Genomic DNA, 12,264 nt, shown 5'->3' with positions numbered 1-12,264 from the left:
GAGAAGAAATCATTTAAATGGTTTCTTCTCGCTGTTGTTTTTCACGTTTGCGCCAGCTGCGAATCACGATCCAGCGCCACAGCAGGTGAGTCGCTAAATAAAATAAAATGGCAAATAAAACAGCTTCAATCATTAGGCCAGAAACTAAGATCTTGGCCAAACTAAAATCTATATGACCATGCCCAAAGTTTTTAATCCAGTTTAAAATCTGATGTAACACTCCAAGCAACATCTCTTTATTGATCATATTGACGTGATAAATTTTTGTCCCAAACCAAAAGCCCAAATAAAGAATTGGCACCACGGTAAACGGATTGGTGAGCCATGCCATACAGAGGCCAATCGGCAAGTTCACTTCAAAAAATAACACCGTTAAAATGATGAATAAGCTATGAAATGGAACAGGCAAAATTCCCCAAAAGGTGCCTATAAACATGGCTTTTGCAATTGAGCGACGATTCACATACCAAAGCAATGGATTCAAGGCGCGGTCACCAAAAATTTTCATCAGCTTTAAGCTCGCGACTTTCTCTGATGAAGGCAGCCACTTGTGAAAGAATTGCTTAGGCATAAACGCGGAAATAAACCCAATTGAACAGATAAACAGGAAATTGTATAGAAAATAACACGATTTACTTAGTGAAAACTTAAAATACTGACAGACATTATTGCACTAATCATAGGCCTCCGATGAATAGCTTACATTTCTTGTATTTTAAATAGACGGTTTTTATGCTGTGACTGTTGAGTAGAGTCAACTTGTAATTCATAAAATATAGTTAAAACAGTTGTTTATATTGTTTTTGGTCATAACTGTTTACAGTTGTTTTTTTGCTATGGCTTGTGAATTGGATTAATCTGAAAAATATCTTCTAGTGAGGTCATTCAATGATTTCATGGTTCTTTATTGGTTTAGTCATTACCATTTTGCTGACTCCTGGCCCTACCAACACCTTATTGGCATCTTCTGGTATTCAGGTGGGCTTGCGTCGATCTTTATTATTGATTCCAGCGGAAGCGGTTGGCTATATCATTGCAATTAGTGCATGGGGAATGTTGATTGGTAAAGTTTCTGCCACCTTACCAGCTTTACCGATTTTTCTGAAATTATTAAGTGCGGGTTATATCGTCTTTCTTGCGATTAAATTATGGCGCACTGCCAACCAAGAAGTGGCTTTAAATCAACCGACCATTCGACCTAGAGAGTTGTTATGTGCAACCTTGCTTAATCCAAAAGCATTGTTATTTGCTTCAGCGATATTTCCCGTTGCTGCATGGAAAAGCCAAGAGATTTACATGGCACATATGAGTACTTTTGTCGGCTTGATTTTGCCCATTGCATTATTTTGGATTTCTGTCGGTGCAATGTTAGCAACCAATAAAGTTGCATGGTTATCTCAATCAAAATTACAGCGCACTGCGTCTGTCGTTCTGATGGCTTTTGCCATTCCGATTAGCTATTCAGCATTAATCAATTTATAACTTTGGCAGCGTTATCCCTATAACAGGATAGTGCTGTTGTTTTCATTGATACCATTTTACGTTAAAGTACTCGCCAATTATTAACTTCGTCTATGGATAAAAAGTCATGGCAATAAAATCTGATCGTTGGATTCGTGAAATGAGCGAAAAACACGGCATGATTGAACCTTATGCAGAGAATCAAGTTCGTTTTGATGAAAACGGAGAAAAGTTGATTTCTTATGGGGTATCGAGCTATGGCTACGATGTCCGTTGTGCACGTGAATTTAAAGTGTTCACTAACGTTCATTCAGCAATTGTTGACCCGAAAAATTTCGATGACAAAAGCTTTATCGATATCGAATCTGATGTATGTATCATTCCGCCGAACTCATTTGCTTTGGCGCGTACGATTGAGTACTTCCGTATTCCACGTAATGTTTTAACTGTTTGCTTAGGTAAGTCGACTTATGCGCGTTGCGGGATTATCGTGAACGTAACGCCGTTAGAGCCTGAGTGGGAAGGTCACGTTACCCTAGAGTTCTCAAATACAACCAATTTGCCAGCGCGTATTTATGCGGGTGAAGGTGTTGCACAGATGTTGTTCTTTGAAAGCGACGAAGTGTGTGAAACCTCATATAAAGATCGTGGCGGTAAATATCAAGGTCAAACAGGTGTGACTTTACCGAAAACTTAATAACGATACATAAAAAAAAGCTCACTCTGTGAAAATAGGGTGAGCTTTTTTTTATGTGATCTGTTTAAACAAATACAATATTTATGGCCTAATTTGTTAAGTTAAATTAAACTTGTATTTAATAATAATTAAAATATAATTAAAAAACGATTTGTTTTTATACCAGCTCACAGCGTGTAAATAGATTAGAACCCTGTCTGTGGTTGATATAAGACATTATAAAAATAAACAAATATGGATGTTTTAAACACGGAGGTCGGTCATGCGACAGTTTAAATCTCTTCATCTAGCAATGCTTTTGTTCAGCAGTTCATGCTTAAATTTTGCATATGCCACGACGAGTACATTGAAAAGTATGACGGATAGTGAGCTGTCTGAAGCAGCGGGACAGGCATTACTGAGTATGTCTTATATTTCACCCACTGATTTAGCCAATAAAGAAGCACAACGCATCGGTGGAGATAATAGCATTGGTTTCTATAAGCTCGGTTTGGAAGCCGAAATGGAACTTAATGTAAATATCAAAAGCCTTCAATTGGGATGTGGTGGTGTCAATGGAGCAGGTGGCTGTGATATTGATATTGATTATATTAGTCTGAGTGGTTTAGGCAATTCGGCGACTTCAAATACAGATAGCGCCGCTGATCGTGCTGCCCGTGTAGGTTCATCCGCCGTGTTAAGCAATCCATTTATCGAGTTTGCAATTAAAAATCCAGATAAAGCCTCTACTCGACAGGTTGTAGGCTTAAACTTAAGTGCTGAAAAGGCATTGGGTTTAATTACGTTTGGGCTGGAAAATGGCCCTGAAAAGAGTGGAATTAATTCACTCAGTGGCTATATGGAAATTGCTGCAACCACTGGTGTTGCCAATGTTAATGGTTTCGGTAACAGTCAAGTGGCGGGAGAGGCGGATAGAGGCACTTTGAATCAGTCAGATGGTTATAATCCAATTACAGGCAAAATTTGTTCAACACCTCTACTCTGTATACCAACGATTGATTTTGAAACCACATCTTATGCACTCAATCTTCGAGATAAAGCCACAGGAAGTAATATTTTAAAAGGAGACTTAGCTTTAGGGCAACAAGCTATTACAGGCAAACGCATTAACACTGCAAATTTGGCGGCGACTGCGAAAGTACGGGATATTGATTTGAGTGGAAATATTGTGGCAAGAGCAATTGGACTGAACCTAGATAAACAGGTGACGGGTACGATTCAGAACTTGCTGGTTGATGTGGCAATTAGTGAAAATCTCGGTTATTTCCATAAAGCAGATTTAAATGGAACTGCAGCTTCACTTTCTTTACAGTCTCAAAATATTCAATGGACGAATAACAAATCAGTGTCTCAAAATGGTTGGTGGTTAGAGTTTAGCAATCCAATTGATATCGGATTTATTCAACCAACTTTTAATGTAGATATCCCTAAAGCCACGTTAAATGAAGCTTTTGCGCAAGTGTCTCAGTATTTGAATGATCACCCGATTGATTGTGGGGCATTGGGGGCGTTAAATTGTCTTTTAGGTGATACCGTTCCAGTCGGTACCGTGAATTTAATCAATGCAACTCGGCCACAGATGGGCTTAACCGATTTGCAATTGGCGACTCAAAACTTTACGCCAAACTGTTATGGCACTTTAAAATTCTGCTAGTTTTATATTGAGTAGTAAAAAGCAGCTTAGGCTGCTTTTATTTATATATTTTAATATGTTAACTCTAGGTTATAAATTTTATAAAAAATTTAATTGCTTAGAGTGGTCTGCTTGGGGGATATAAGACTTTAAGCTTGATTGTTAATTTTCAGCGCTATTCTGCATCATTCATCATTTCTTCCCAAATATCCTATTGGATATTTTCAAAACAGGCCCACAAAGCTTTGTGCATGCGTGTATTCAGATGAAGTATTTTATAAATCGTCTTGATTATTGTTTGATCTAAGTGTTGGTGAATGGCACTGCAATTATTTACCTCAAATTCTTTCATTTTTTTATTTTTCTTTAGGCTTAATGATCTATTTGATATTTATTACTATTATTTTTTCTGTGACAAATCTTTACCTTTATGGGCTATTTCTGTCATGAATTGTATATTATTTAACACTTTTCGGGTTTATAGTGAAAGTGGATATAGGGTTGATTATTAGTTTACTAATTCTTTGTCTACTCAGTTAGTGCGATGCAAAAAATTGTTTGGAACTAATATCTAGAATTAAAAAAAGGATTTTTTAAATGAAAAATAAAGGTTTATCCATAATTTTTTTAGGGATGGTCGGAGTTTTTGTTAATCCTGCATATGCGACGACGAGCACCTTGAAAAGTATGACGGATAGTGAGCTGTCTGCAACAACTGGGCAGGCCTTAATGAGCTTGTCTTATATATCACCCACAGATTTAGCCAATAAAGAGGCGCAACGTGCAGGTGGTGATAACACCATCGGTTTCTATAAATTAGGATTAGAAGCTGAAATGGAACTCAATGTGAATATTAAAAAGCTTCAATTGGGCTGTGGTGGCGTCAATGGGACGGGTGGTTGTGATATTGACATTGATTATCTGAGTTTGAGCGGTTTAGGTAATTCTGCGACATCCAATACAGATAGCGATGCAGACCGAGCAGCGCGTGCAGGCTCATCTGCCGTACTTACCAATCCATTTATTGAATTTGCTATTAAAAATCCAGATAAAGCTTCAACTCGTCAAGTGGTCGGTCTTAATCTAAGTGCTGAAAAGGCATTGGGTTTAATTACCTTTGGTCTGGAAAATGGTGCTACCAAAACGGGTATTAATTCACTCAGTGGTTATATGGAAATTGCTGCAACTACAGGGCTTGCCAATGTCAATGGTTTTGGTAACAGCTTAGTGTCTGGAGAGGCTGGAAAAAGTACTTTGAATCAATCAGACGGTTATGATCCAATTACAGGTAAGGTATGTAGTTTACCTTTGCTTTGTGTACCTACGATTAATTTTACAACCGATTCTTATACACTTAATCTTCGGGATAAAGCCACAGGAAGTAATATCTTAAAAGGTGACTTAACTTTAGGGCAGCAGGCAATTACAGGAAAACGTATTAGTACTGCAAATTTAACGGCGACTGCAAAAGTACGTGATATTGATCTGAGTGGGAATATTGTGGCAAATGCAATCGGGTTAAAATTGGATAGACAGGTTACAGGTACGATTCAGAATTTGTTGGTTGATGTGGCGATTAGTGAAAATCTCGGTTATTTCCATAAAGCAGATTTGAATGGTACCGCTGCGTCATTATCGTTACAGTCTCAAAATATTCAATGGACGAATAACAAATCGGTGTCTCAAAATGGTTGGTGGTTAGAGTTTAGTAATCCTATTGATATCGGATTTATTCAACCAACTTTAAATGTCGATATTCCTAAAGCAACACTGAATGAAGCTTTTGCGCAAGTCTCTAAGTATTTGAATGATAACCCAATTAACTGTGGTACCTTTGGGGTGTTAAACTGTCTTTTTGGTGATACTATTCCAACAGGTACAGTCAATTTAGTTAATGCAACACGACCACAAATGGGCTTAACAGATTTACAGTTAGCGACTCAGAACTTTACGCCAAACTGTTATGGCACATTAAAGTTCTGTTAGTGTAATTTAAATAAAATGAAAGCAGCTTAGGCTGCTTTTTTATTTTTTTAAGAAAAATAATATGATGATTTGACCTTTATTAAATTGAAATTAATTTACCTTTATAGGTCATTTTATCGGATTTTGTTTATTATTTAACAATATTTTAGTTTATATTGTGATGACTTTAAGATCATAAAATGAAACTGAAGCATTTTAATAAGCGAATCTTTTAGGGGTAAGCATCTTATTTAAATGTTAAGGATTTAAATGGATTTCTATAATGAAAAATAAACATTTATCTATATTTTTTTTGGGAACTATTGGTCTGTGCTTAAATTCAGCATATGCCGCGTCCAATACAATGCAAAGTATGACCGATAGTGAGCTGTCTGCAACAACAGGGCAGGCATTAATGAGTTTGTCGTATATTTCCCCGAATGATCTTGCAAATCAAGAAACACATCGTCTTGGTGGGGATAAAAGCATAGGGTTCTATAAACTCGGTTTAGAAGCTGAAATGGAACTCAATGTAAATATTAAAAAACTTCAATTGGGCTGTGGTGGTGTCAATGGGCCAGGTGGTTGTGACATAGATATTGATTATCTTAGCCTCAGCGGTTTAGGTAATTCAGCGACCTCAAACTCGGATAGCGCGGCAGATCGTGCGGCTCGTGCAGGTTCATCTGCGGTATTAACCAATCCATTTATTGAATTTGCAATTAAGAATCCAGATAAAGCATCTACACGTCAGGTGGTCGGGCTGAATTTAAGTGCTGAAAAAGCATTGGGATTGATTACATTTGGTCTAGAGAATGGTGCTCAAAAGAGTGGCATTAACTCACTCAGCGGCTATATGCAAATCGCAGCAACTACGGGTATTGCCAATGTAAATGGCTTCGGTACAAGTCTTGTTTCAGGAGAGGCTGGTAAAGGAACATTAAAGCAGTCGGATGGATATGATGCCATTTCTGGTGAAGTCTGTTGTACCTTGGTTGGTCTAGGTAATATTCCATTTACCACAACCAACTACAACTTAAATTTACGAGATAAAGCCAGCGGCAGTAATACTTTAAAAGGTGATTTGATTTTAGGGCAGCAACCGATTGAAGGTAAGCGAATTACCAATGCACCATTAAAAGCGACAGCGTATGTTCGCGATATTTCCTTGACTGGAACAATTGATGCGACTGCTAGAGCTCTTGGTTTTATTAATGTGCCGCTAACTGGAAAAAATGTTACTGGTACAATTGAAAACTTAACAGTTGATGTGGCGATCAATGAGAATTTGGGTTATTTCCATAAAGCAAGCTTGAATGGGACTGCCGCATCTTTATCACTCCAGTCTCAAAATATCCAATGGACCAATAATAACTCTATTTCTCAAAGTGGTTGGTGGTTGGAATTTACTAATCCAATTGATATTGGATTTATTGAACCCGCTCTCTCTGTGGATATTCCTAAAGCAACATTGAATGAGGCCTTTAGGCAGGTCAGTGCATTTTTAAAAACGAAAGAAGGGCGAATTCAGTGTGGAGATAATTTAGCAAGCGAATGTCTATTTGGCAGTGATATTCCAGTTGGGACTGTCGATCTTCAGTATGCGACACGTCCGCAAATGGGGTTAACCGATTTAGAGTTAGCCACCCAGAAATTTACACCTAACTGTTATGGTACATTGAAGTTTTGCTAAAGTTTTTGATGAATTCGCAAGGCAGCTTCGGCTGCTTTTTTATTTTCCTATTAGAAAAGTCCTGTCCTTGTTTATCATCTACTGCATTGAAATCAATTTACCTTTATGGGTCATTTTTATCGGATTGTGTTTATGGTTTAACAAAAATTTAGTTTATATTAAGCTGAGTTATTGAATGGCATCGGATGAAGCCATTACGTTTTTATAAGTCATCTTATGGGGATAAGAGTCTTATTTAAACTTTCAGGATTTAAAAGGATTTTGAGAATGAAAAGTAGAGGTTTAGCTATATTCCTTATGGGAACTATCGGCTTGTGCTTAAATTCAGCCTATGCCGCTTCCAATACAATGCAAAGTATGACGGATAGTGAGTTGTCTGCAACAACTGGGCAGGCTTTAATGAGTTTGTCTTATGTTTCACCAACAGATTTGGCAAATAAAGAATCACATCGTTTGGGTGGAGATAAAAGCATAGGGTTCTATAAGCTCGGTTTAGAAGCTGAGATGGAGCTCAATGTAAATATTAAAAAGCTTCAGTTGGGTTGTGGCGGTGTTAATGGGCCAGGTGGTTGTGACATCGATATTGATTATCTGAGTCTGAGTGGTTTAGGTAATTCTGCGACATCAAATTCAGATAGTGCGGCAGATCGTGCGGCTCGTGCGGGTTCATCTGCGGTATTAACCAACCCATTTATTGAGTTTGCAATTAAGAATCCAGATAAAGCATCGACTCGTCAGGTGGTTGGGCTGAATTTAAGTGCTGAAAAAGCATTGGGATTGATTACTTTTGGCTTAGAGAATGGCTCACAAAAGAGTGGTATTAATTCACTCAGCGGTTATATGCAGATTGCACCGACTACAGGCATAGCCAATGTGAATGGTTTTGGCAATAGTCTAGTCTCCGGAGAAGCTGGTAAAGGGACATTAAAACAAACAGATGGCTATGATCCAATTTCAGGAGAGGTATGTTGTACATTGTTTGGTTCAGGTAATATCCCATTTACAACAACCAACTATAACTTAAATTTGCGAGATAAAGTCAGCGGTAGTAATACCCTAAAAGGAGATTTAATTTTAGGACAGCAAGAGATTACAGGAAAACGTATTACCAATGCGCCACTAACAGCGACAGCCAAGGTTCGAGATATTGCTTTGACTGGAACCATTGATGCAAATGCGACCGCGCTTGGTTTTATTAATGTTCCTTTAACTGGAAAAAACGTTACAGGGACCATTCAAAACTTAATGGTTGATGTGGCGATCAATGAGGATTTGGGTTATTTCCATAAAGCAAACCTGAATGGGACTGCGGCATCTTTATCGCTCCAATCTCAAAATATCCAATGGACCAGTAACAATTCTATTTCCCAGAATGGTTGGTGGTTGGAATTTACCAACCCAATTGATATTGGATTTATTGAGCCCGCTCTCTCTGTGGATATTCCGAAAGCAACATTGAATGAGGCCTTTAGGCAGGTCAGTGCATTTTTGAAAACGGACCAAGGTCGAATTTTCTGTGGAAATAATTTAGCGAGTGATTGTTTATTTGGTAGTGATATCCCTGTGGGTACAGTCAATTTAATCAATGCGACACGCCCACAAATGGGGTTAACCGATTTAGAGTTAGCCACCCAGAAATTTACGCCTAACTGTTATGGTTCACTGAAGTTTTGCTAAGCTTTATGCTTGCGATATAAAGCAGCTTAGGCTGCTTTATATTTATGCGCTTATCGGAAAAATGTAACATTTAGCCAGTTTGTTTTGCATTTGTGTAATTATTCGGCATAATAAATTCTGTGATGAGATAGACATGATTCGTCTATATTTTGAGTGATGCTAGGAAGCAGCGTTTAAAAATCACTCAGAGGGATGAAAGAAAAAATATAATGTAGGTGCGGAGCACTAGGTAATTAGGAAGGTCAAGATGGCTATACTCCAGATGGATTCATTTCAAAAGACGGTTTTAGCGAGCCTGATAGGACTATGTGTCAGTCAGTCTGCTTTTGCATTGCAAGAAATCTCAGATGAAGGTCTAAGCCAAACGATCGGTGAGGGCATTGCCTTACTTCCTCAGAATACCTATATGATTTTTCAGGGTGAAAAAGCGACGACGACGAGTGCGGACTTACTCAATCGACAATTAGATACGGGTTATATTAATTATGTACCTGTAGGACCACTCTCACTGACCGCAACGGATACCAATAAGAGTGGAGGCGTGGATGCTGGAGATCGAGCTGTCGGTAAGGCCGACTTATTTTTATATGGTTTAGCGGTTTCTGCTTCGAATTCAGCACGTACAACCAATAATAATGAACGCGTCGGTTTAAATGCTACTGGAAATGCAATTAATGCGATTAGTAGTTGGGGAACCGCAAGTAATCCATGGCTGTTAAAAGTTCAATCTGAAGCGAATATCCCAACGTTTACACCAGACGTTATTACGTCGAATGGAACTACGCTCAATACAGATACGGGTGTAGTGACCTATATGGCTTTGGAAGCACCACTCTATGAATATTATAATGACAATACGAGTGCTACAGGTGCGCCTACTGTAATTAAGACAGGAGCCGATCCTGTTGGTGCCAGTGCTTATAACTTAAAGTTAGGTTTATGGGCCGATGCCTTTGTGCGTAATCCTAATAAAACTGATGGCGCATCGGATCAGTTTCAATATGGCAATAGTGTGGGGCAAGTTGGTACAGATATTGATGCCAATCGCGCTAACCGTCTGCGTTTGCAGGGAATCTGGAATGGTTTTAGTTTAAATGGTAGTAACTTAAAGGTTTTTCAAACTTTAAATGGTGCTGGAAATACAGGAGGATTGAGTCCGTTTTATAACAATACATTGGGCTTGTCAGGCGTATTTCGTTTTAACAGCGGTGATGGTTCGAATTTAAAAGCGGGTATGACGATGAATGCCCCAACATCAACAAAAACAGATACTTTACCAACACTTCCCGCAGGTCAAACTTGTACTGCTTGTGGCTCTGGGTCTGATATCTGGACAGCACGTTATAGTCCTGATCAAACGAGTAATCCGGGTTCGACAGGCGTCGTTCAATATCGTATTCGTAGTCAAACGACAAAAATTACTTCAACAGGTAACTGGACCGCACCAACGGGTCTAAATGATCGCGTACTACGTTTGAGTACGAGAGAAACAACAGATACGAATAATTTGGCGACACCTGCGATTCAAGGCGGTAGTGCACCTACTTTCGATGCAAATGAAGGCATTTTCATTTATAACTTAAATACCAACCTTGTTTTGGGGAACTTATACCAACCTGTCATTTTGGGTTCAGATGGTAAGAACTTTAGTTTGGAAGTTGCTCGAATTCCAAATAAAGAAAGTATTTATAAGAAAATTTATACCGATTATTCAGGTTTAGATCAAAGTTATAAAGGGTCAACCTGTAATGTATACCAGTGTGGTAGTAATATTAGCTTAGGTGGGAAAACCTATCAGGGTTCTAATGCAACTCACAGTAGTATTAGTATCGGAACGGTATATAGTGATGATGCAGGGAAAACACTTCAGGCATTTAAAGGAAATAGTACACAAGACGCCGTTGGTATTTCTTTTGGCTCTTTGAGTACTGGGGCGGTATCGAAAGACCAGTATTTCTATCAATTGCAAAATCAACAACGCACAAGTGTGAGCTGTAGCGGCTTATTTTGTAGTGGCTACCGTTGGCAATATCGAACCAGTAGTGGATCAACAACAGGAAGTAATGGGGATTATGGTTTACGCTTTGACTCAACCAATGGGGTAAATTGGGTCGATATTGATAGTACCTCTCTCTATAATCCAACCACAGCCAATACGGGCTATACTCGACAAGATAATGGCAATACCAATTCAAAATTTGTTGTTCCAACAACTGCTGGAGCATTACCGAATGCTCGTTTTGAAGATGGGAAGTGGTATACAACAAAACCAAATGCAGACATTAATACGTATAAGCTAAATACAGCTTCGCCAATGAACAATATGGGTTCAGCTGTGATTGATGGTGTATTGATTCAGCACCTTAAAATCACGACTACTGGGCTATAAAGGGAGTAATACGATGAAAAAAATCTCAACTTTACTTCTTTTATTAATGGCGACATGGACTCATGCTGAGTTAGAAGTTTTGGATAATGATGCTCTTCAAGCTGTTGAAGGGCAGGCAGGGGCAGATCTATCCTTGAAGCTGTCTTTGAACCAAGTTTATAACACGACAACTGGAAAGTATGAGTTTGATAATGGTTTGGGTGGCGTTTGTGCAAATTTAGCCTTTTGCCATCTTGGACTTTCTGTAAATAAGCGTTTTGTTAGAAATGGCAATCAACCTGTCAGTGATCCAACGCAAGCGAATCCCGCCAATAAAGTTTGGTTAGTCTTTAAAGGAATACAAGGGACCATCGATTTGCAAAAATTAGGTTTGGATGGCTTCGATTTAATTTACAATGATGACGGTGGTGCGGCAAAAACTAAACCAGCAATGCAATTAAGCATGGATGCGACAAAACCTATTTTAATCCGAAACTTTGGTTTCAATGCGCTTGCCATCGAGCAAGATGATTTTACCAGTTATTATGACAGTAATGGAAAACTAGTCGAAGGCTCTAATCCGACCACGCCACCAACAAGTGGATATGGTTATTTAAAAGCACCAACATATGCTGCTGATCATCCTTCTGTTTATGATCGTAATAAAGAAACAGGGTTTATGGGACTGAAAATGAATGGCAATTTAGCAATACAAGGAAATGTCATGATGTTTTCTTGTGATGCAAGTCATCCACGGTGCTAACCAAGTC

9 protein-coding genes are annotated in these 12,264 nt (G+C 38.6%); 8 read left to right on the top strand and 1 reads right to left on the bottom strand.

The window, feature by feature from the left end; genetic code table 11:
- Positions 1-13: 13 nt before the first annotated feature.
- The gene (locus NG55_RS13475; protein WP_065343547.1) at positions 14-571 is read right to left on the bottom strand and encodes a DUF2062 domain-containing protein; all 558 of its coding nucleotides are present in this window, start codon (positions 569-571) and stop codon (positions 14-16) included.
- Between the two features lie 317 nt (positions 572-888).
- On the opposite strand from NG55_RS13475, the gene NG55_RS13470 reads away from it, so the two are divergent.
- The 8 genes from NG55_RS13470 to NG55_RS13435 all read left to right on the top strand — a co-directional run bounded on the left by NG55_RS13470 (position 889) and on the right by NG55_RS13435 (position 12,257).
- A complete protein-coding gene (locus tag NG55_RS13470) occupies positions 889-1,482 on the top strand; it encodes a LysE family translocator (RefSeq protein ID WP_016541675.1) in 594 nt (197 codons plus the stop codon).
- Positions 1,483-1,588: 106 nt separating this feature from the next.
- Positions 1,589-2,158 (top strand): dCTP deaminase, encoded by a 570-nt coding sequence (gene dcd, locus NG55_RS13465; protein WP_003653416.1) that lies wholly within the window; start codon positions 1,589-1,591, stop codon positions 2,156-2,158.
- Between the two features lie 262 nt (positions 2,159-2,420).
- Positions 2,421-3,812: a hypothetical protein gene (locus NG55_RS13460; RefSeq protein ID WP_065343546.1), complete on the top strand. Its 1,392-nt coding sequence runs from the start codon at positions 2,421-2,423 to the stop codon at positions 3,810-3,812.
- A 576-nt stretch (positions 3,813-4,388) separates the two neighbouring features.
- Complete coding sequence (locus tag NG55_RS13455) at positions 4,389-5,777, top strand: hypothetical protein (protein ID WP_065343545.1); 1,389 nt, start codon at positions 4,389-4,391, stop codon at positions 5,775-5,777.
- 262 nt (positions 5,778-6,039) lie between these two features.
- Positions 6,040-7,449: a hypothetical protein gene (locus NG55_RS13450; RefSeq protein ID WP_016541678.1), complete on the top strand. Its 1,410-nt coding sequence runs from the start codon at positions 6,040-6,042 to the stop codon at positions 7,447-7,449.
- 267 nt (positions 7,450-7,716) lie between these two features.
- On the top strand, positions 7,717-9,126 hold the full coding sequence (locus NG55_RS13445) for a hypothetical protein (RefSeq protein WP_016660431.1): 1,410 nt from the start codon (positions 7,717-7,719) through the stop codon (positions 9,124-9,126).
- 247 nt (positions 9,127-9,373) lie between these two features.
- Positions 9,374-11,515 carry a hypothetical protein gene (locus tag NG55_RS13440; RefSeq protein ID WP_065343544.1) on the top strand — a complete coding sequence of 714 codons (2,142 nt, stop codon included), beginning with the start codon at positions 9,374-9,376 and terminating at the stop codon, positions 11,513-11,515.
- A 13-nt stretch (positions 11,516-11,528) separates the two neighbouring features.
- Positions 11,529-12,257, top strand: a complete 729-nt coding sequence (locus NG55_RS13435) for a DUF6160 family protein (RefSeq protein WP_016541681.1) — start codon at positions 11,529-11,531, stop codon at positions 12,255-12,257.
- Positions 12,258-12,264: the final 7 nt, after the last annotated feature.

The organism is Acinetobacter gyllenbergii (genome assembly GCF_001682515.1).
Classification (GTDB): domain Bacteria; phylum Pseudomonadota; class Gammaproteobacteria; order Pseudomonadales; family Moraxellaceae; genus Acinetobacter; species Acinetobacter gyllenbergii.
The sequence above is the reverse complement of the archived record's forward strand: the minus strand, read 5'-3'. Positions and strand labels throughout refer to the sequence as shown.

What these genes read in the sequence shown, in the direction of transcription:
- NG55_RS13475 (WP_065343547.1), bottom strand. Translation starts at nt 571, where the DNA reads ATGCCTAAGCAATTCTTTCACAAGTGGCTGCCTTCATCAGAGAAAGTC.
- NG55_RS13470 (WP_016541675.1), top strand. Translation starts at nt 889, where the DNA reads ATGATTTCATGGTTCTTTATTGGTTTAGTCATTACCATTTTGCTGACT.
- dcd (WP_003653416.1), top strand. Translation starts at nt 1,589, where the DNA reads ATGGCAATAAAATCTGATCGTTGGATTCGTGAAATGAGCGAAAAACAC.
- NG55_RS13460 (WP_065343546.1), top strand. Translation starts at nt 2,421, where the DNA reads ATGCGACAGTTTAAATCTCTTCATCTAGCAATGCTTTTGTTCAGCAGT.
- NG55_RS13455 (WP_065343545.1), top strand. Translation starts at nt 4,389, where the DNA reads ATGAAAAATAAAGGTTTATCCATAATTTTTTTAGGGATGGTCGGAGTT.
- NG55_RS13450 (WP_016541678.1), top strand. Translation starts at nt 6,040, where the DNA reads ATGAAAAATAAACATTTATCTATATTTTTTTTGGGAACTATTGGTCTG.
- NG55_RS13445 (WP_016660431.1), top strand. Translation starts at nt 7,717, where the DNA reads ATGAAAAGTAGAGGTTTAGCTATATTCCTTATGGGAACTATCGGCTTG.
- NG55_RS13440 (WP_065343544.1), top strand. Translation starts at nt 9,374, where the DNA reads ATGGCTATACTCCAGATGGATTCATTTCAAAAGACGGTTTTAGCGAGC.
- NG55_RS13435 (WP_016541681.1), top strand. Translation starts at nt 11,529, where the DNA reads ATGAAAAAAATCTCAACTTTACTTCTTTTATTAATGGCGACATGGACT.